19 protein-coding genes are annotated in these 20,730 nt (G+C 39.5%); 13 read left to right on the top strand and 6 right to left on the bottom strand.

The window, feature by feature from the left end; translation table 11 throughout:
- The first annotated feature begins 238 nt into the window (after nucleotides 1-238).
- Nucleotides 239-1,111 (top strand): DUF6268 family outer membrane beta-barrel protein, encoded by an 873-nt coding sequence (locus tag NE848_RS11450; protein WP_252113670.1) that lies wholly within the window; start codon nucleotides 239-241, stop codon nucleotides 1,109-1,111.
- A gap of 4 nt (nucleotides 1,112-1,115) precedes the next feature.
- Here NE848_RS11450 and NE848_RS11445 read toward each other — a convergent pair whose 3' ends face one another.
- Nucleotides 1,116-2,258 (bottom strand): lactonase family protein, encoded by a 1,143-nt coding sequence (locus tag NE848_RS11445; RefSeq protein ID WP_252113668.1) that lies wholly within the window; start codon nucleotides 2,256-2,258, stop codon nucleotides 1,116-1,118.
- Between the two features lie 17 nt (nucleotides 2,259-2,275).
- A complete protein-coding gene (gene corA / locus NE848_RS11440; protein WP_252113666.1) occupies nucleotides 2,276-3,358 on the bottom strand; it encodes a magnesium/cobalt transporter CorA in 1,083 nt (360 codons plus the stop codon).
- Nucleotides 3,359-3,501: 143 nt separating this feature from the next.
- On the opposite strand from corA, the gene recQ reads away from it, so the two are divergent.
- Complete coding sequence (recQ, locus tag NE848_RS11435; RefSeq protein WP_252113664.1) at nucleotides 3,502-5,607, top strand: DNA helicase RecQ; 2,106 nt, start codon at nucleotides 3,502-3,504, stop codon at nucleotides 5,605-5,607.
- A gap of 21 nt (nucleotides 5,608-5,628) precedes the next feature.
- Here recQ and truA read toward each other — a convergent pair whose 3' ends face one another.
- Complete coding sequence (truA, locus tag NE848_RS11430) at nucleotides 5,629-6,417, bottom strand: tRNA pseudouridine(38-40) synthase TruA (RefSeq protein WP_252113662.1); 789 nt, start codon at nucleotides 6,415-6,417, stop codon at nucleotides 5,629-5,631.
- Between the two features lie 265 nt (nucleotides 6,418-6,682).
- On the opposite strand from truA, the gene NE848_RS11425 reads away from it, so the two are divergent.
- From NE848_RS11425 to NE848_RS11375, 11 genes are all read left to right on the top strand, one after another.
- Nucleotides 6,683-6,955 carry a DUF4242 domain-containing protein gene (locus NE848_RS11425; RefSeq protein ID WP_252113660.1) on the top strand — a complete coding sequence of 91 codons (273 nt, stop codon included), beginning with the start codon at nucleotides 6,683-6,685 and terminating at the stop codon, nucleotides 6,953-6,955.
- 79 nt (nucleotides 6,956-7,034) lie between these two features.
- Nucleotides 7,035-8,126: a DUF3616 domain-containing protein gene (locus NE848_RS11420; protein WP_252113658.1), complete on the top strand. Its 1,092-nt coding sequence runs from the start codon at nucleotides 7,035-7,037 to the stop codon at nucleotides 8,124-8,126.
- Nucleotides 8,127-8,232: 106 nt separating this feature from the next.
- Entirely contained in the window at nucleotides 8,233-10,101 is a 1,869-nt protein-coding gene (locus NE848_RS11415) for a DUF4139 domain-containing protein (RefSeq protein WP_252113656.1), read from the top strand.
- A 91-nt stretch (nucleotides 10,102-10,192) separates the two neighbouring features.
- Nucleotides 10,193-12,376 (top strand): S9 family peptidase, encoded by a 2,184-nt coding sequence (locus tag NE848_RS11410; RefSeq protein WP_252113654.1) that lies wholly within the window; start codon nucleotides 10,193-10,195, stop codon nucleotides 12,374-12,376.
- Entirely contained in the window at nucleotides 12,377-12,868 is a 492-nt protein-coding gene (locus tag NE848_RS11405) for a GyrI-like domain-containing protein (RefSeq protein WP_252113652.1), read from the top strand.
- On the top strand, nucleotides 12,868-13,692 hold the full coding sequence (locus NE848_RS11400; RefSeq protein WP_252113650.1) for a DUF1853 family protein: 825 nt from the start codon (nucleotides 12,868-12,870) through the stop codon (nucleotides 13,690-13,692). The genes NE848_RS11405 and NE848_RS11400 overlap by 1 nt, the downstream gene beginning before the upstream one ends.
- Before the next feature lie 13 nt (nucleotides 13,693-13,705).
- Nucleotides 13,706-14,458 carry a sulfite exporter TauE/SafE family protein gene (locus NE848_RS11395; RefSeq protein WP_252113648.1) on the top strand — a complete coding sequence of 251 codons (753 nt, stop codon included), beginning with the start codon at nucleotides 13,706-13,708 and terminating at the stop codon, nucleotides 14,456-14,458.
- A 39-nt stretch (nucleotides 14,459-14,497) separates the two neighbouring features.
- A complete protein-coding gene (locus tag NE848_RS11390; protein WP_252113646.1) occupies nucleotides 14,498-15,376 on the top strand; it encodes a cation diffusion facilitator family transporter in 879 nt (292 codons plus the stop codon).
- 144 nt (nucleotides 15,377-15,520) lie between these two features.
- Nucleotides 15,521-16,675: a baeRF7 domain-containing protein gene (locus tag NE848_RS11385; protein ID WP_252113644.1), complete on the top strand. Its 1,155-nt coding sequence runs from the start codon at nucleotides 15,521-15,523 to the stop codon at nucleotides 16,673-16,675.
- A 105-nt stretch (nucleotides 16,676-16,780) separates the two neighbouring features.
- A complete protein-coding gene (locus tag NE848_RS11380; RefSeq protein WP_252113642.1) occupies nucleotides 16,781-17,515 on the top strand; it encodes an NYN domain-containing protein in 735 nt (244 codons plus the stop codon).
- Between the two features lie 6 nt (nucleotides 17,516-17,521).
- Nucleotides 17,522-18,376 carry a pirin family protein gene (locus tag NE848_RS11375; protein WP_252113640.1) on the top strand — a complete coding sequence of 285 codons (855 nt, stop codon included), beginning with the start codon at nucleotides 17,522-17,524 and terminating at the stop codon, nucleotides 18,374-18,376.
- On the opposite strand, the gene hisIE is transcribed toward NE848_RS11375, so the two are convergent.
- The 3 genes from hisIE to hisA form a co-directional block, all read right to left on the bottom strand.
- A complete protein-coding gene (gene hisIE, locus NE848_RS11370) occupies nucleotides 18,373-18,993 on the bottom strand; it encodes a bifunctional phosphoribosyl-AMP cyclohydrolase/phosphoribosyl-ATP diphosphatase HisIE (RefSeq protein ID WP_252113638.1) in 621 nt (206 codons plus the stop codon). The two genes, NE848_RS11375 and hisIE, sit on opposite strands and share 4 nt — an antisense overlap.
- 120 nt (nucleotides 18,994-19,113) lie before the next feature.
- Complete coding sequence (hisF, locus tag NE848_RS11365; protein WP_252113636.1) at nucleotides 19,114-19,869, bottom strand: imidazole glycerol phosphate synthase subunit HisF; 756 nt, start codon at nucleotides 19,867-19,869, stop codon at nucleotides 19,114-19,116.
- A gap of 116 nt (nucleotides 19,870-19,985) precedes the next feature.
- On the bottom strand, nucleotides 19,986-20,711 hold the full coding sequence (gene hisA / locus NE848_RS11360; RefSeq protein ID WP_252113634.1) for a 1-(5-phosphoribosyl)-5-[(5-phosphoribosylamino)methylideneamino]imidazole-4-carboxamide isomerase: 726 nt from the start codon (nucleotides 20,709-20,711) through the stop codon (nucleotides 19,986-19,988).
- Nucleotides 20,712-20,730 lie beyond the last annotated feature (19 nt).

The following is a 20,730-nucleotide window of genomic DNA, read 5'->3' as shown; positions in this document are numbered from 1 at the left end:
TATAAGATGCAAGGCATGCAATAGGAAAGATGGAAAATTATCCATGTCGAAAGAAATTAGAACCTTCAATGAAAGGAATAGAAATTTTCAATATGATTTTGAATCAAATCAAAATGAAACAAATTCTATTTAACTTTAGGTAAACTAATTCCCCAGACACTCAGAGACAGCATCACAACCCGTGAAATGAACCGCTTCAGGGCGGCCGAACTTTCAATGGGATAATAAATAATGGAATATGAATAAATTTATTTGCAGGTCAATATTGGTCTTGGTATTACTTAATATGCCAATAGCGATTGCTCAATCCTATTTTGATGTGGCAAATATAGCCTACGAGCATTCTGCATATTCTCCCGAAAATGCATCAGATTTCTCTTTTGACAGATTTGAGGCCAGGATTAATCTGGGTGTAGAACTAAAAAATGAAGATTATATCCTTGGAACTTTGTCTTCTGAAGTCTTTAAATTCCAGGATGTTGATTATACCGGCAGGGAGCTTGATCTCTACTCCAACTTTATCAGTGCCGGATATCTGCACTTCTGGAAAGATAAGGAATGGAGCCTGTTAACCCAGGTTAGGTTCAAACTGAATTCAGATTATTTCAAACCTCAGATTAAAGATTTGCAAACCGGAGGCTGGTTCATGTTCAGTCATGTTAAAAGTGAATCCTTAAAATTGTTCGCCGGGATGTACTTTAATCAGGAGGTTGATAAGAATCTGTTGTTCCCCATTGGAGGGATTCACTGGCTTCCAAGTGAGAAATGGAATCTGTATATTCTGATTCCGTCAGTAATTCGCTGGGAATGGATACTCAAAAAAAATAGCTTGTACACTGGCCTGGAAAGTGACTGGAATCTTAATACGTACCTTATCAGGGAAAATCCGGAAATCTATTATTTCAGGAAAGAAACCCTTGTAACCTCCCTTTTCATTGAAAAACATATCACTGAAAAACTTGTACTTTATGCAAGGGTGGGAAATTACCAGATAAACGATTATGAAGCATTTGACAGGTCAGAGGAATTGATATATCAATCCCAGCTTGACTCCGGACTAATAAAAAACTTAAGTCTTAAAGCCGGGGTTGCATACCGAATGAGACTTTAAGCTTCTACTTTACAAATTCCAGGCAAACCGGCGTTTTGATCTCAAATAATTCCTGGTGAATTTTCAGTTTTCCGGTTTCGGCATTAATATCATAAACAGTAATATTTCCGGTATCCTGGCTGGCAGCATAGAGATATTTACCATACGGGGATATCGCAAAATTCCTGGGTGTCTTTCCGGCTACAGGAACAAAATCAACGGTGCTAAGCTTTCCGGTTTCAGAATTTAATTCAAAGACAGCAATACTGTTATGACCTCTGTTAGATACATAGAGGAATCTGCCATCAGGATGCAGATGTATATCGGCGGCAGAGTTCTTATTCTTATAGTTTCCAGGCAAGGAAGAAATATTTTGAATTAGTTCCAGACCACCGTTCATTTTAACGGCAAATACGCTCACTGTACTGTTAAGCTCATTTATCGAATAGGCAAAACTTCCATTCTTTGCAAAGCTCATATGACGTGGCCCCGCTCCATGTTCCAATTCCACAAATTTCTGGTCATGCGGAGTTAGCTTTCCCTCTGCTCTGTCAAAATGATAGATCCATATCCTGTCATTGCCAAGATCGGCTATATATGCATATCTATTATCTCCACTTACTTTTAAAGAATGGGCATGAGCACTATCTGGAGATTCAAGTTTAAGTTCCTGGTTTTTGACGAGTTTTCCATCAGGGCCGATCTTGTAAACCATAACCACACCTCCCACATAATTGCTAACAAAGGCATATTTCCCCGATCGGTCCAATGCAATGTGGCAGGGAGCAAATCCACCGGTTCCTAGTTTCCCTATATTCCTTAAAGATCCGTCTTCCTGTATCTCATAAGAATAAACAAACCCGCTTTCAGCATCATTAGGCCCCAGTTCGCTCACGGAATAAAGATATTTACCCATTTTACCCACCTTCACAAAAGACGGGTTTGTAACCTCTGCGGCCGTACAAACGAATTCAAGATCTCCCGAGTCTGAATGCTGATTAAGCAAATAAATGCCCCTTGCTTTACCATCAACATGGCCTTCTTTTTTGGTATATGTCCCAACATACATCCGGTTTATCGAATCTGTCAGTTTTTGATTTTCCATTTGGGCATTAAGTGGATTAACCAGCAATAATCCAAGAATCAGTAACAAGCCTGAAATTTTCATTTTTATTGTTTTAAAGTTTAGAGCCATTTCTTCCTTTTGAAATAATAAAGCATGCAAAGGAAAATTATGATCATTATGCCCCAAAGTACAAAGTAACTATATTTCCATTCCAGCTCGGGAATATATTCAAAGTTCATTCCGTAGATACCGGCAATAAAGGTAAGAGGTATAAAAATACTGGCCATAATAGTTAGAACCTTCATCACCTCATTCATTTTATTACTTATTGTTGTCATGTAAAGGTCCATCAATCCCCAGACCATTTCACGGTAGATCTCTATGTTCTCTGAAATTTGTACAATGTGATCATGCAGGTCTCTAATATAATTGATGGTACTATCCTTGATAAGACCATTTTCCATTTTTTCCAGCCTGCCTACAACTTCGCGTAGAGGAAAAACTGAGCGCCTGATCCTTAATATAGTGCTTTTTAGCTCCTGGATCTCCTGGGTAATATTCTCCTGCGGCTTTGCCGTAAAAAGATCTGACTCAAGGGTCTCTATACGATCACTGATATCGTCTATCACCAGAAAATAATTGTCAATAATCGAGTCCAAAAGTGCAAACATCAAATAATCGGCAGTGCGGCCTCTTATTCTCCCCCTTGCATTCTCAAGTCTTTCCCTTACCGAATCAAACACATCACCATCTGATTCCTGGAAAGTAAGCAGGTAATTACGCCCTACTATCATACTAATGTGTTCGTTCTCAATATTACCATCCCTGTAATAAAGCATTTTTGAGACTATAAAAAGATAATCCTGGTATTCTTCGATCTTTGGGCGCTGACCCGTATTTACAATATCCTCCAGTATTAAAGGATGAAGTTCATAATACTCGCCCAGTTTTTTTATTTCGTCAACATTACTTAAACCGTCGATATTGAACCATGTAATCCTGTCTTCATCTACAAATTTGAAAGCATCTTCGGTAGAGGTCGAGGTAAATCTTTCATAATTCTCAAGATTGTAGTCTATTACATCAAGTTTGGTAGTTGCAGATTCCTTTCTCCCTACATAGGTCATGGTACCAGGGATCTGGTTTACCGTCTTTGTATTTTTAGGACGCCGTAATAACAAGGATTTTGGTTTAAGGGCCATAAGCGGAAAAATATTTTTTATAAATGTAATAATAATCCATTAACGGCACTTTTAAAGAAATAAATCTGCCGCTTCCCCATTTAAAATTAGAATTAGCCTAAAGTTATTCCTTAAAACCGGGGCTTAATTTTATTTTTGCGGCTATGGAAAAAGGAGTGCTGCTAAATACACTGAAGGAATATTTTGGTTATGAGAATTTCAGACCTTTACAGGAGAAAATTATCAATTCAGTCTTTGAGGCTAAAGACAACTTAGTGATCATGCCTACCGGTGGCGGTAAGTCTATCTGTTATCAGCTGCCCGCGATCCTTTTACCTGAAATCACCCTGGTGATCTCACCTCTTATCGCTCTAATGAAAGACCAAGTAGATGGTCTTAACGCCAATGGGATTCCTGCAGCTTACCTGAATAGCAGTCAGGATGAAGCCGATAAAGAAGCTATTTTTCAAAAGATAGATAAGAACGAGATCAAACTATTATATGTAGCGCCGGAAAGCCTTCAGTTTATTGATCGTTTTCTTAATGATGAAAAAGTGAGTCTTATTGCTATTGACGAGGCCCATTGTATTTCCAGCTGGGGTCATGATTTCAGGCCTGCCTATACTCAGCTGGGTTATCTGAAGAATCGCTACCCCTCCACCCCTATTCTTGCATTAACTGCTACTGCCGATAAAGCCACACGCAATGATATTTGCATGCAGCTTAATATTCCGGGAGCTAAAAAACATGTTGCCTCTTTTGATCGCAAGAACCTAAGCTTAGAGGTAAAACCAGGAATAAAACGTTTTGAAAAGATTGCAGATTTCATTCAGAACCGAAAAACAGAAAGCGGAATCATTTATTGTCTGAGCCGCAAGACCACTGAAGAGCTGGCTAGTAAACTAAAAATTAAAGGATATAAAGCCGAAGCCTATCATGCCGGTTTGGATCATCTTGAGCGTTCACAGATCCAGGAAGACTTCATAAATGATGAAAAACAGATCATTTGCGCCACCATAGCCTTTGGTATGGGGATCGATAAATCGAATATTCGATGGGTGATCCACTATAATATGCCGAAGAACCTGGAAGGCTATTATCAGGAAATTGGACGTGCCGGCCGGGATGGTCTGCCATCAGATACTCTTCTGTTTCATAGTTATTCTGATGTGATCCAGTTACAGAAATTCGCTTCCAATGCTAAAAATGAAGACGTACAGCTGGCCAAGCTCGATCGCATGAAACAATATGCTGAAGCGCTTAGTTGCAGGAGAAAAATATTGCTGGGGTATTTTGGAGAATTTATGGAAGAAAACTGCGGTAACTGTGATATTTGCAGAAATCCGCCAGAGTTTTTTGACGGCACCATAATAGCACAGAAAGCACTTTCCTGTATCTTTCGGTTAAAAGCCTCTGAGCCTATTTCAACCGTAATTGATGTTCTACGAGGAGCCCAGAACGAGACCGTGAGAAGGAATAATTATGAACAACTCACTACTTACGGAGTTGGAAAAGATATTTCCTGGCATAACTGGCAGCAATATCTTATTCAACTTATTAATCTGGGATATATTGAAATAGCCTTTGACAGGAATAATCATCTTCAGCTTACAGAACAGGCAAAAAAAGTTCTTTTCGAAAATGAAAAGGTCGAGCTTGCAGAAGTGACAGAACAAAAAGCTAAATTGAAAGAGGAAAAAGCCACTTCGGTGTCAGGTTCACTTTTTGAAAGGCTAAGACAACTTCGGCTGGAGATCGCACGCGAAGAAGGAATTCCCGCTTACCTTATCTTTAATGATGCAGCACTAAAAGAAATGGAACGGCAACGCCCCATGTCTGATTCTGAATTCATGCTTATAAATGGTGTTGGCCGGAAGAAAATGCAGGACTACGGATATCGCTTTATAAAGGAAATAATCGCTTTCAGTAAAGAAAAGAGAGATAAACCTAAAAGAGTAAAAAAAGGAAACACTTATAAAGCCACATTATCCTTATACGAGAATGGTCTTAGCATTGAAGAAATAGCAAAAGAGCGGGGAATCGCTGTAAATACGATTTTCACACATCTAATCAAACTATATGATGAAGGCGAAGAGATAGATCTTCACCAGTTTGTACCTGAATCAGATCTTAAGGCTGTGAGGAAGGCGAAGGAAGAACTTGAAAATCCAAAATCATTGAAAACTTATTACGAATATTTTGAGGAAGCCATTTCGTACGAGACTTTGAAATTGTCACTTAAAATCCTTGAAAAAGAAGAACATTCATAATTCAGGTTTACACCTGATACATCAGTCAAATTCGATCTTATTCAAAATAAGTCCGGAAGCCGGAGCGATATAATCCATTTGAAAATGAGAATTATCGGGTAGCAAACTTTCCTTTATATCATCCAGACTCAATTCTCCCCTACCCACCAGAACCAGTGCACCCATCATAAGCCTCACCTGGTGTCTTAGAAATCCAGCCGCATGTATATGAAAGATATATGATTTCTCCGGGAAGAAATTAGCAGTATATAGCTGGTTCTCCACAATTTCAGACCTGAGCATTTCACGTTCAAAAGTGCTTTTATCTGAAACCCGAACACAATAGTTCTTAAAATTATGAGTCCCCTGAAATAGTTCTGCTGCCTGTTTCATTTTTTCTATGTCCAGATCTTCCTGGAAATTGGCCATAAAAGGAGCACAAAAAGGATGGAACTTTTTTCCGGTACTGAACAGGTAAGCATATTCCTTGGTTTTGGAATGCTGAATGATATTGAAATTCTTATCTACCTCTTCTATGCTCAATGCTCTTATATCCTGCGGAAGGTTTTTATTGAAAAGATCAAGAAATTCATCCGGGTCCTCCAAAGGTTCATGGTCCAGGAACAGTTCAAATGCCGATTCTTCAGCAGATACCATGGCATCTGTCCGGCTGGTACCAAGGATCTTGCATTTGGCCTCAGGCATTACCCAACCCAGAGTTTTGGTTATTAAACCTTCAACGGTTTTTACATCAGGCTGTTTCTGCCACCCGTGAAGGCGGTATCCCAAATACTGCATTTTAATAAAGTAATAGAATCGTTTTCTGAACAAAATCGATAGTTTCAGGCAAATATATTCATTATTCAGAGTCCCTTCAGAATAAAAACAAATAATACCGGTTTAATTCGCTCTACAATTAAAATAACAGCGAAACCGGGAAGAAATATTTAAAAAAATTCTTAATTTTATAAGGCTTCAAAACTGGCAATTTCCTCCAATAACTTATTCATTCTTATGTATTTTCATTCCGGAAGGGAAGAATAGCTAAAATCATATTGAAGAAGGTTTCAGCTTTCAACTGAAAAATATAGCGATCATGCCAAAATATGTAGTAGAAAGAGAACTTGAAGATGCCGGAAACCTGTCTCGGGATGAGCTTCAGGCGATCTCTCAAAAATCTTGTGAAGTGCTTGAAAAACTAGGGCCACAGATACAGTGGGTGCAAAGTTTCGTCACTAAAGACAAAATCTATTGCATTTATATCGCGCCAAATGAACAAATGATAAAGAAACATGCCGATCTTGGTGAACTTCCGGTGAATGCGATTAGCGAGGTTATGCAGGTAATAGATCCCGTAACTGCGGAATAAAATATCATGATTTTATCATCAATCAAAACATCATAGCCCCGAAAGGGGCTTTTTTTATTATTGATTAAATCTGGTTAAATTGAAATCAAAAATTGCAATGAAGCCAAATCAGAAAAGACCTGCCCATAAATGCCTGATACAATTCGATAAGAACTATTCCAACCTTGAGGATCTTAGAAATGAAATTTCCAGTAGTCTGGCTACCGATGATAATCTGTGGCTGAGCTATGACGAAGATGCGGGAATAGAACGCTTAACCAGGACAGAACGGGGATTTGGCTATCACAAACATTACGAACTCTTTGATTTTTTCGATCTGCCCGGCGGCAAGGGAGAAGCCGATATGGAAGCACTGGCCTATGAGGAGCCTTTCTTATGGTTTTGCGGAAGTATGAGCCTAAAAAGGGACTCTCCAGATCCTGATGACTCCCTCGAGGAACAGCTGGATGATCTTAGTGATGTAGACATCGATGAAAATCGGTTTAGCCTGGGTTGCATCCCATGTATCAAAAAGGATGGCAGTTATGAACTTCTGAATGAAGCTGAATATAAAGGTAAAAAGATAAGGCCTCTCATGCTGCGCGGTGGCACGAAAAGCACCGAACTTCATAATGCGCTGATGCGAGATGAGCACCTTGAGCGTTTCATGATGATCCCCTGTAAGGATAATGGTTTTGATATCGAAGGTCTGGCCGTATATAAAGACAGGATCTTTATAGGCTTAAGAGGACCTGTGTTGAACGGATTTGCGGTAATACTTGAAATTGGCTGTAAGGAATTCGATGGTGAATTACTTTTATCTAAGAGGCCCATCGAGGAAAAGCTTTACAGAAAACATTTTATAGACCTAAGGGGAATGGGAATCCGGGAACTCAACATTACAAAAAATGGAGACCTGTACCTTCTTGCCGGACCTACCATGGATCTTGATGGAACTATAAGTATTTATAGAATTAAAGGGGGACTTCCCGATCAGCATGCCAGCGTAATCCATGATGCAGAAAGATTATTTGATGTTGTCCGCGGAGCAGAATTAGAACATGGAGCCGACAAAGCTGAAGGTATGGCCTTTTTATCAGATAATAAGGTCCTTATAACATATGACTCTCCAATAAAGGATAGGCTTGAAGGAGATACAGGAGTTTGGATGGATTGCTACGATCTCGATTAAAATTTTTGTGTTATATTTCGCATTAGCTTCCCTACAGGCAACCAAGTTTCAGGCTTGGAATTAAATATTTATAATTCAAATCTAAACCAATTAACCTGTCCCCTCTATGAAAAAATACCTCCTCTGTGTACTCATGATAAGTACGCAGGTCTTCTCTCAGACCTACCCGGAAAAAAATTTAAATACAAAAATCACTGATGTTACTGTTTTTCTTCAAGGTGCCCAGGTAACCAGAAAGGGTGAAACCAGAATATCTTCCGGAGAAACAAAAATTATTCTTGAAAACCTTTCTCCTTTTATGGACGACAAGAGCGTTCAGGTGAAGGCTGAAGGTGATTTTACTGTGATTTCTGTAAAACATAAGCTGGATTACCTGAATGAGAGAGAAAAAAGCAATGAAATTGATAGCCTTCAGGAAAGGATAGAAAACATTGAATCACAAATAGCCTTACAGGAGTCACGACTTCAGGTGCTTGCTGAAAAAGAAAGTCTTCTTGATAAGAATAAGGATCTTAATGGTGAAACAAGTGGTGCGAGTCTCACTCAACTTAAACAGGCAATAGAATTTTACGATCGGGAATTATCTCAAATTAAAAAAGAAGGTATAATAACACAGCAGTTAATAGAGAATCTTAATGAACAAAAAACCAAAATAAGCAGACAGATTGCCGATATAAACCTTCAGGAAGATCTTCCTTCAGGCAAGATAGAGATCAGGGTAGAATCTGATATTTCAACCAGTGCCGATTTCAGGATCACATATTTAGTTGAAAATGCTGGTTGGTACCCAAATTATGACCTTCGCGTAAAAGATATAGAATCACCGCTCACCCTGAACTACAAAGCAGACGTTTATCAGAATACAGGGGTCGATTGGGAAAATGTAAATCTTAAGCTGTCAAATGGAAACCCCAATGAAAGTGGAGTGGCACCAGAACTGGAAACCTGGTATTTGAATTACGCTCGAAATACGATATTTAAATCGGTATATGACAGGATAAATCCAAATGTAGCGAACGTTAAGGGAAAGGTTTTGGATGAAGATGGTTTACCTCTCCCCGGTGTAAATGTAATCGTAAAAGGAAGTACAGTGGGCACCCAAACAGATTTTGATGGTAATTATGAATTAACCCTGCCCAACAATGCAAAATATCTGGTTTATTCCTATGTTGGTTATAAAATAAGGGAGTTACCCATTAGCCAGAACCGGATGGATGTAAAACTTGAAACAGATCAGGCATTACTGGAAGAAGTTGTGGTTACTGCTTATGGTGGAGAGCTGCAGGGAAAAGCAAAAGGTATCCAAATTAGAGGTACATCTTCAGCGAATACAGCACGTAGAATTGAGACAACTGCCATTGAAAACCAGACCACTGTTGAATTTAAAGTGGATAAGCCTTATTCCATACCATCAACGGGTGAAAAACTAGCTGTAGATCTCACTGAGTATGAAATAGAAACACACTACGAATATTATTCAGTACCAAAACTTGACAATAGCGCTTATATTCTTGCTAAAATAACTGACTGGGATAAATATAATTTACTTGAAGGAGAAGCAAATCTTTTCTTTGAAGATGCCTTCGTGGGCAGAAGTGTCCTGGATGCCAAATCTCTAAGCGATACCTTAAGCATTTCCCTGGGAAAGGACAGGAATATTGTTATAGGAAGAGAAAAAATAGACGAGTTCTCTAAAAGAAGAACGATTGGCAGTAATAAAATTGAAACCAGGGAATTCAGGATCCTAGCCCGGAATAAGAAATCCCAGCCTATCCAACTTACTTTGTTCGATCAAATCCCGGTACCAGCCATCAATGAAATAGATGTAGACGAAGTAGAATTAACCAACGGGAAACTTAACGAGAAAACAGGGGAAATTACCTGGACACTTAATTTAAAACCTGAAGAACAGAAGGAACTAATCCTGAAATATGAGGTTAAATATCCAAAACATGAAAAGGTTCTTCTAGAGTAGAAACTCTCATTAAATTTCATTGAACGGGGCTTTCTTTAAGCCCTGTTTATTTTTTATCTTGCTACATCATAAAATTCGGAAAATAAGCCCCATGAAAAAATCACTTCAATTCTTTTTTATTTCCCTGTTAATGGCTGTTGCCGTTTATCCCCAAACCGATAGAGATTCGGTAACTGCAAAGGATTATGAACACGCCACAAAATTCCTGAGTTTTAATACTTCTTCTCTTGTAGACCGAAGTTATGTGAGCGCACAATGGTTAGAGAATGGTAGTTTCTGGTATGATGTCTCTACCGAAAATGGTGAAGAATTTATTCTGGTTAATCCCAAAAATGGTAGAAAACAAAAGGCTTCCAGCGAAAAGGAACTATTATCTGGGATAGAAGCTCATGAGAATGATGGAGAAAAGAACTACACCCGTAATGAGATCCTTTCGCCAGATGGGAAGAAAGTAGCATTTATAAAAGACTGGAATCTCTGGATGCGAAACCTTGAAACCGGTGAAGAGACCCAACTTACCACCGATGGAGAAAAGAATTTTGGTTATGCTACCGATAATGCCGGTTGGCGCAAAAGCGATAAAGCTATTATTCTATGGTCGCCAGATTCTGAAAAGATCGCTACCTATCAGCAAGACCAGCGACATGTAAGCGATATGTACCTCGCCTCCACAAAAGTTGGGGCGCCAGAACTGCAGGAATGGAAATACCCCCTTCCTACCGACGAGGAAATAATCAAAATTCACCGTGTGATCATTGAAGTTGATGATCCAAAAGTGATAAGACTTGATATGCCTGCAGATCCGAGGCGCGGAACTTTATGCGATGATATTTCATGTTCGGGAGCATTTGATGATAATCAGTGGAACGAAGATGCTACAAAACTTGCTTTCGTTTCTACTTCCCGCGACCATAAATCGGCTAAAATGAGAATTGCTGATGCCGAAACCGGTGAAGTAAGGGATATATTTGAAGAAAAAGTAGAAACCCAGTATGAATCAGGTCAGGGTTCCATCAACTGGCGTTACCTTCCTGAATCTGAGGAGATCATCTGGTATTCTGAAAGGGACGACTGGGGTCATCTATATCTTTATGATTCAGAAACAGGAAAATTAAAGAATCAGATCACCAAAGGAGATTTTGTTGTTACTGAATTACTGAGAGTAGATGAAGACAAACGCAAGTTATATTTTCTGGCTAATGGACGGGAAGAAGGTCGCGATCCTTATTTCAACCATTTTTACAGCGTGGATTTTGATGGAAAGAATTTAAAATTACTAACTCCCGAAAACGGGAATCATAAAATATCGATATCTCCAGATGGTCAGTATTTTGTAGACAATTATTCACAACCCGATGTTCCCAATGTGGCCCAGTTAAGAACAATAGAAGGAAAACTGGTCACCACACTTGAAAAAGCAGATATTTCCAGACTGAAAGAAGCTGGTTGGAAAGCCCCAAAGCCAATTAGTGTGAAATCAAGAGATGGAAAATGGGATCTTTACGGACTCCTGTTCACTCCTACCCATCTGGATGAAAATAAGAAATATCCAGTAGTCAATTATGTCTATCCCGGTCCGCAGGGAGGTGGTGTTGGCAGCCGTTCCTTCTATCCATCCAGAAGAGATCACCAGGCTCTGGCCGAATTAGGCTTTGTTGTCGTGGTTATAGACGGGACCTGTAATCCGGACCGGTCTAAATCTTTTCACGATGCCTGCTACGGCAACATGGCCGATAATACCCTGGAAGATCAGATCTCCGGGATTAAGCAACTGGCCGAAAAATATCCGTATATGGATCTTGATCATGTAGGCATATGGGGACATTCAGGAGGAGGATTTGCCACTGCCGCTGCAATGTTCAAATATCCTGAGTTCTATAAGGTGGGAATTTCAGAATCTGGAAACCATGATAACAGGAACTATGAAGATGACTGGGGAGAAAGATATATTGGTCTTCTTACAAAGGACGCTGATGGGGTTTCAAATTATGAAAAGCAGGCCAATCAGAACCTTGCGGAGAACCTGCAAGGAAAGCTTCTACTGGCCCATGGGGCGATGGATGACAATGTTCCTCCATATAACACCTATCTTGTTGTAGATGCTCTTATTGAAGCCAATAAGGATTTTGATCTTATCATTTTTCCTCATGCCAGACATGGCTATGGAAAAGACTATTATTATATGATGAGACGCCGTTGGGATTATTTTGTAGAACATCTTATGGGGGCCACCCCACCAGAAAATTTTGAAATAGAACCTTACAAAAAAGACTGAATGCAGGAACCTGAAATTATAGAAATAGAAGAAAAGAAACTGGTAGGGATAAAAGTCTCTACCAGTCTTGCCAATGATAAGACCAGTCTCCTCTGGAAAAGATTCATGCAATCCCGTGATGCCATTAAAAATAATAAGAACGATGATCTTTTCTCGGTCCAGATCTATGGTGAAAAATTTATAAATGAGGAGTTCGATTCTCAGTCGGTTTTCGAAAAATGGGCTGCGATGGAAACCCAGGATCATAGTTTCATTCCAAAAGGATTGCAGGCTCTGGAAATTCCTGCCGGACTTTACGCTGTTTTTGTACATCATGGTACGGCCAAGGAGTTTGCAGAAACTTCAAAATTCATATTTCAGGATTGGCTACCAGCTTCTGATTATAATTTAGACAATCGACCACATTTTGAGGTCCTCGGCGAAGAATATAAAGGTCCGGAAGACCCTGATTCAAAAGAAAAGATCTGGATCCCGATAAAAAGTAAAAACTGATGCACCTCAAAGCTCAGTTTACCGGATTCTGCTCCACGCCCTCTATTTTGCCTAAAGACAGGATCACTGATTTCCCCTCCTTTGATTTTCCAGATGTTCAGGTCACCGAAAGGCTTCAAAATGACCTTGAGAAAATTGAACATCCACGTAACTCTGTACTGGGAAAGAGGATGGAAAGTTTTTTCAAGCTTGCCATTAAGCATTCGGAAAGGTACCGGCTCATAGATTCGAATATTCAGATCGTTCATAATAAACAGACTCTGGGTGAACTAGATTTTCTTGTATATGATGAGCTAAAAATTAAGCCTTTACATGTAGAGCTGGTTTACAAGCTTTATATCTATGATGAACAACTCTCGCCAGGGATCAACAGGTGGATAGGTCCTAACCGAAGGGATAGTTTTTCTCAAAAGCTGGATAAATTAAATACCAGGCAGTTCCCTATTTTATATAAACCTGAGACCGGCATATATCTTAAAGAATTAGGTATAAAACCAGAAGGAATAGAACAACAACTATGTTTCAAGGCAAAGTTATTCACACCTAACGAACTTCAGCTTACTAAAGCTTCTGAAATAAACCCCGAGTGCCATGAAGGCGAATGGTATAGGTTTTCAGAGTTTTTGAATTTTGAATGGGAGGAGAACCTGTTTTTTAGTCCGCCCAAAAGATTCTGGAGCGCTGTTCCTGAATCTAACAAGGAATGGTTTAGTCATTCTGAAATTATTAAAACAATTGAGGCCTTCTTCGAAAAACAGAAATCCCCTCTTATCTGGATGAAGACAAAAACGGGTTATAAAAGCTTTTTTGTAGTTTGGTGGTAATTAAATTTGAGTGGTGGAAATTCTTCAGGATATAGATCTTCTTTTTCTCCTTTTACTTTTTATGGCTGGAATTGTTGCGTTTATAATATCTACAATTTCCGGTGGTGGTGGGGCACTGATCCTGGTTCCCACTCTAAACTTTCTGATAGGCACCACTAAAACTGCTCCGGTGCTTAACCTTGGTACTTTTATTGGGCGGCCTGCCAGACTCATATTATTCTGGAAACATATCAACTGGAAGGTCTTCTGGTATTATGTCCCGGCGGCCATGATTGGTGCCTGGGTTGCAGGCTGGTTTTTTTCAAAAGTGGAAGCTTCCTGGTTACAAATTCTCGTGGGACTTTTTCTTATAAGCACTGTTTTTCAATATAGATTCGGAAAGAAAGAACGTTCTTTTCCTGTAAAACTCTGGTATTTCATTCCACTTGGATTTATGGTATCTCTAATAGGTACAATCATCGGGGCATTGGGGCCGGTTCTGAATCCTTTTTATCTTAATCTGGGACTTGACAAGGAAGAGCTTATCGCCACCAAAACGGTCAACTCATTCTTCCTGGGAATCTCACAAATTGGAAGTTATACGTTCTTTGGCCTATTATATGCTGAATTGTGGATTTACGGGATTGCACTAGGCCTGGGGGCTGTAGTTGGGAATATTATCGGTAAAAAATTCCTTTCAAAAATGAAGAGCAGTACCTTCAGGAAACTCCTGATTACACTGATGGTTATCAGCGGAATTTTGCTTATTTATAATCAACTGAAGTAATAAATTATCCTAATTTAGCAAACCTAAAAAAGTAATTCTATGCAGCCGGGAGCCCGGGAAGCTATCAAAGCATCTTATTTAAGTATTGCAGGTAATGCTTTACTTGCAATAGCAAAATTCATTACAGGTGTTTTCGGGAATTCCTATGCTCTTATTGCAGATGCTATAGAATCTACCACCGATGTGTTTTCCTCTATTCTCGTACTTATTGGTTTAAGGTATGCTTCAAAGCCTGCCGATGACAATCATCCTTATGGTCATGGAAAAGCAGAACCTCTGTTCACTTTTATCGTGGTAGGGTTTTTAATAGTTTCGGCAACTATAATTGCTTACGAAAGTATAGAAAACATCAATACTCCACATGAGGTGCCAGCGCCGTATACTCTCCTTGTACTGGCCGCCATAATCATTATAAAGGAGACTTTTTACCGGGTAGTTTCGAAAAAAGGAAAGCAGACCGAAAGCTCGGTATTAAAAGCTGATGCCTGGCATCACCGCAGTGATGCAATAACGTCCCTTATGGCTTTCGTAGGTATAAGCATTGCCCTTGTAATGGGAAAAGGTTATGAAAATGCTGATGACTGGGCTGCTCTTTTCGCCTCAGGATTTATTCTTTACAACGCCTATCTCATTCTTCGCCCGGCATTAGGTGAGGTGATGGATGAGCACAGATATGATGAAATCGAAAGTCAGATTAGAAAGATCGCGCATAATCATCCGGGAGTTGTAGAGACCGAAAAGTGCTATATAAGAAAAACAGGTATGACTTACCATGTAGATCTTCATATCGCTGTGGACGCTCAAATAAGCGTAAAGGAAGGACATGATATCGCGCACAAGGTAAAAGATAAAATACTTCAGAACTATCCACAGATCGCCGATGTGCTCATTCATGTAGAACCCGATGACGAGCTTTAAAAAGGAACTTCTGAATTAATATTTCTTTTAAAATTCTTGAGATTAATTAAGAAAGATTTAGCACTAAGAACGGGCTCTTAGCTTTGATGTCTATGGCTTTAAGCGTATCTTATCTTTTGTAATTAACCGCTAAAAATTGAAGTTATGTCGATGATTAATGAGAAAGAATTTAAAAAGCTTGCCGGTCATAAAAATGAGGTATGTGTTTCCATTTTCATACCTACCCAAAGGGCCGGAAAGGAAGTGCTGGAAGAAAAGAATAAAAAGCACTTACACTCCGAATGGGTGCAGATACGAAAAGAGCTTAAAGAGGAAGGAAAAGATGATGCTCTTATAAATAAAATCGGAGACCCCATTGAAAAGCTTCTTGAAGACCGCGACTTCTGGAGACATCAGTCTGACGGATTGGCGATTTTTGCCTCCCCGGATCTTTTTGAAAAATATACCTTACCGGTGAATTTTGAAGCCTATCATTATATATCAGAAGAATTTTACGTCAAACCTCTCGTACCTGCTATGACGGGGGATGGAAAATTCAACATCCTGGCCATACAGTTAGGAGATGTTAGTTTTTATGAAGCCTCAAGATTCAGTATCACACCGGTAAAAATAGACGATCTAACCCCTTCCCGACTTGAAGAAAGAGTTGGATATGATTATAAGGAAAAAGCCCTGCAGTTCCGTACTCAGGCTGAGGGTGGTGAAAAAACACAGTTCCATGGTCATGGTGGTAGTGAGCGAGACGAAAAAGAAGAAGCAAAACAATTTTTCAGGGCTGTTGACCAGGGGTTAAAGAAGTATCTGAATAAGGAAAAGTTACCACTGGTTGTTTTCTGTCAGGATTATTTATTTCCTATTTATAAGGAAGCAAATACCTATAATAACCTGATAGATCAAGTAGTTCATGGAAATCCTAATGATACAGATTTGCTTGGAATCCATCAAAAAGCTTTAAAAGTAGCAGAACCCTATCTTAATGAAACCCGTGATGAAAAGATTGAAAAATACAGGGAACTCAGCAAAACGGAAAACACGACTTCAGCAGTAAGCGACATCATCCCTGCTGTCCATCAGGGAAAAGTAGATACGCTTTTTATCGAGAACAGGGCCGAGCTATGGGGGGAGTATAATGAAGATAAAATGAAGGTGAAATTCCATGAAAATCGTAACAACCATAATACTTCATTGCTGAATCTGGCAGCAAAAAAAACAATCGAGATGGGCGGAAAGGTTTATCTCGTGGAACATGAATTCATGCCGGAAAAAGAATCTAAAATGAATGCTCTCTTCAGGTTTTAAAATTTTGGAAGGCCTGTATCATTAAAGGCCTTCTTCATTTTATTCAATTCAAAGACATATATTAAATAATACGCTTAACTTTAGTCTCCCTAAAACAAACATTTAATGGAAACCAATCTTGCAGTACTCATAGATGGTGATAATATTCCTTCGGCTCATGTAAAAGAGATGATGGAGGAAATCGCCAAATATGGAAATCCTACTATCAAACGTATTTATGGTGACTGGACAAAGCCACATTTGAATAAATGGAAGAATGTTCTTCTTGAAAATGCGATACATCCCATTCAGCAATATGGTTACACCCAGGGTAAGAACGCGACAGATTCCGCCATGATCATAGATGCAATGGACATTTTATACTCAAACAAAGTCGACGGATTCTGCCTTGTTTCCAGTGATTCTGACTTCACCCGCCTGGCTACCCGCCTGCGCGAAGCCAGTATGAAAGTAATAGGTATTGGCGAAAAGAAGACTCCAGACCCTTTCATTGTAGCCTGTGATAAATTTATCTATATCGAGATCCTTAAAGATCAAACCAAGGAATCAGAAACGGATAAAAGCAAAGATAAAGCTTCGAAAAAACCGAATGTTGATAAGATCACTCCAAAGGTAATCCGGCTTATCTCCCAAACCATTTCAGATGTTGCAGATGAAGATGGCTGGGCATTCCTGGGAGATGTAGGTAGCCTTCTTCAGAAAAAACAGCCAAATTTCGATTCCAGGAACTATGGTTTTCAGAAACTAACTCCCATGATCAACTCGATCAATAAATTCGAGATCGAATCAAGAGAAAATGCAAATTCCAAATTCAAGCTTATTTACGTGCGTAATAAATAGAATAAGATGAGGAATATCAAAAAAGTTCATAAGGCAGAATACAGGCCCATGGGAGATCTTGAAACCTGGTCTCCCCTACCAAGCCGGAATCTACAAATGATAGATCCTTTCATTTTTCTGAATCATCACGGACCGCAGGTCTATCCACCTAACAATAATGGGTTGCCCTTTGGGCCTCATCCTCATAGAGGTATGGAAACGGTTACGTTTATCCTTGAAGGCGATATCGCCCATAAGGATAGTGATGGAAATTATAGTGTGATAGAAAGTGGCGGAGTGCAGTGGATGACCGCCGGAAAAGGATTAATTCATGCCGAAGTGTCTTCTGAAAAGTTTAAAAAAGAAGGAGGGCCGCTTGAACTTCTTCAGTTATGGGTAAATCTTCCTAAACGTTTAAAGATGATGGCTCCCAGTTATCGTGGAGTTCAGGAAGACAGGATCTCCACTTGGAAAAATAAAGAAGAAACCGTGAAGGCACGTGTGGTTTCCGGAAATTTTAAAGGGATTCGTGGCGCATTCGATACGCCTACCTCGGTTGATCTTTCTATTGTGGAATTTGAAGACAGTTCAAAAGTTGAACTTGAAATCCCTAAAACTGATAATATTTTCTTCTATGTGGTAAGAGGAGAACTTGAGGTGAACGAAATCAATGTTCCTGAACTTCACCTCGCCGAATTCTCAAAAAATCACGAGAAACTTAATATCTCAGCCAATGATAAAAGTATACTCTTATTAGGACACGCCAAACCTTTCGAAGAAAAGGTAGTTTTTGGCGGCCCTTTCGTCATGAATTCTGAAGAAGAGATCCGTCAGGCCTATGAAGATTATAAGGCTGGAAAAATGGGGAGCTGGGAGGATTAATGCCTTTCCTCTAATACTTTTACAATATCCCTTAATTCAAAACCTTTGGCTTTTAAAAGTATCAAATAATGAAAAAGGAGGTCTGCACTCTCATTTAAGAAAAGCTCATCATTATTATCCTTGGCTTCTATTACTGTCTCAACAGCCTCCTCTCCTACTTTCTGAGCAATCTTATTGATCCCTTCATCAAAAAGGGAGACCACATAGCTGGATTCGTTTTCCTTTCTCAGTTTCGGTTCAGTTTCACTTAACTTCTGGCGTTGGGCTATAATGCCTTCCAGTTTTGAAAGAAAGCCATATTCCACCTTATTTTCCTCGGCCCAGCAGGTATCTGTTCCTTTATGACACACCGGTCCTTCAGGTTTTACCTGTATCAGTAAGGTATCATTATCACAATCCAGCTTGATATCTACCAGGTTTAGAAAATTTCCGCTTTCCTCTCCTTTGGTCCATAACCGCTTTTTCGTCCGACTGTAAAATGTTACTTTTTTGGTACGGTTTGTCTTAAGGAAGGCCTCCTCGTTCATGTAGCCAAGCATTAAAACCTTTCTTGTTCTTGCATCCTGAATAATTGCAGGAACCAGTCCATCTGAATTTTTATTGAAATCTATATTCATAATTCTTATGTATTCTGTATTAGGTCATCCTGAACTTATTTCAGGATCTTTTTTTAGATATAATGAGATGCTGAAATAAATTCAGCATGACGAATGGGTTAATAATTTAAATATCGATTTTTATATTCTCATGGGAATTCCAGCTGACCGTAATTTTCTTTTCAGTTCCCAGATTTCGATCTCCTTGAAATGAAAAACACTGGCAGCCAGGGCCGCATCGGCCTTACCCTTCTGAAAGGTATCCTGAAAATGCTGAATGTTACCAGCTCCACCTGATGCGATAATAGGTATATTCAATTCATCTGAAAGCCTAGCCAGAGCTTCATTGGCAAACCCATTTTTGGTTCCATCATGATCCATGGAAGTAAAAAGTATTTCTCCCGCTCCGCGTTGCTCTACTTCCTTAGCCCATTCAAAAAGATCTAGGTCTGTTGGGACTTTTCCTCCCACCAGGTGAACTTTCCATTTTCCATCAATATTCTTGGCATCAATAGCCACAACCACACACTGGCTCCCGAATTTTTCAGAAAGCTTATTAATAAGATCAGGCCTTTTAACCGCTGAAGAATTGATCGAAACCTTGTCAGCACCATTCTTCAGCAATATATCCACATCTTCTACCGAGGAGATACCTCCTCCTACCGTAAATGGAATATTCAGCTGCTCGGCAACATCCAGAACGAGTTTAGCCAGGGTCTTTCTCTTTTCTTCGGTAGCTGAGATATCTAGGAAGACCAGCTCATCAGCCCCCTCTTCGGCATAGGCTGCCGCCAGTTCCACAGGATCTCCGGCATCCCTGAGGTCGACAAAATTGACACCCTTCACGGTTCTCCCATTTTTGATATCCAGACACGGAATGATTCTTTTTGTTAGCATTTTTTATAAGGTCTTAGAATTCCTTTTTTATGTTTTATTTTGTCAAGCTGAACTTGTTTCAGCTTCTCCTGAGACCCTGAAATATCCCGATAGCTATCGGGACAGGGTGACCAGTTTTAACTATTTAGAATAAAATTCTCCAATTGCTTTAAACTTATTCTGTTCTCATAGATCGCTTTTCCAATAATGACTCCCTCACAGCCCAATTCATCAAGTTTAGGCAATTCATCGAATTCTGAAATTCCACCACTGGCGATCAGACTGATATCTTCCGTTTCAGATAAGATCTCTTCATATAACTCAAATGACGGACCTTCCAGCATCCCATCCTTCGAAATATCGGTACAGATCACATATTTAACCCCGTCTTTCTCATAGTTCTGAATAAATGGAATGATCTCCTTATGTGAATCTTCAAGCCAGCCCGAAACGGCTATCTTTCTATCCTTGGCGTCGGCTCCAAGAATAATCTTTTCAGAACCATATTTTTGGATCCAGCTCTGAAACAATTCGGCATTCTTTACTGCGATACTTCCACCGGTGATCTGGTTGGCTCCGCTTTCAAAAGCGACCTTTAGATCCTCATCAGATTTTAATCCGCCGCCAAAATCCACTTTCAGACTGGTCTTAGAAGCTATTCGCTCCAGGATCTTATAATTTACAATATGACTGGATTTCGCTCCGTCAAGATCTACGAGATGTAAATATTCAATTCCGTGAGCTTCAAAGGATTTAGCCACCTCTAATGGGTTTTCATTATAGATCTTTTTTGTGTCATAATCTCCCTTGGAGAGTCTCACACATTTGCCTTCAATAATATCTATTGCGGGAATGATTCTCATTTGAAGTACGATTTTAGAA

This window comes from Gramella jeungdoensis, assembly GCF_023805255.1.
In the GTDB taxonomy this organism is placed as follows: domain Bacteria; phylum Bacteroidota; class Bacteroidia; order Flavobacteriales; family Flavobacteriaceae; genus Christiangramia; species Christiangramia jeungdoensis.
Note: the sequence above shows the minus strand (reverse complement) of the source record. Positions and strands in the feature narration are given on the sequence as shown.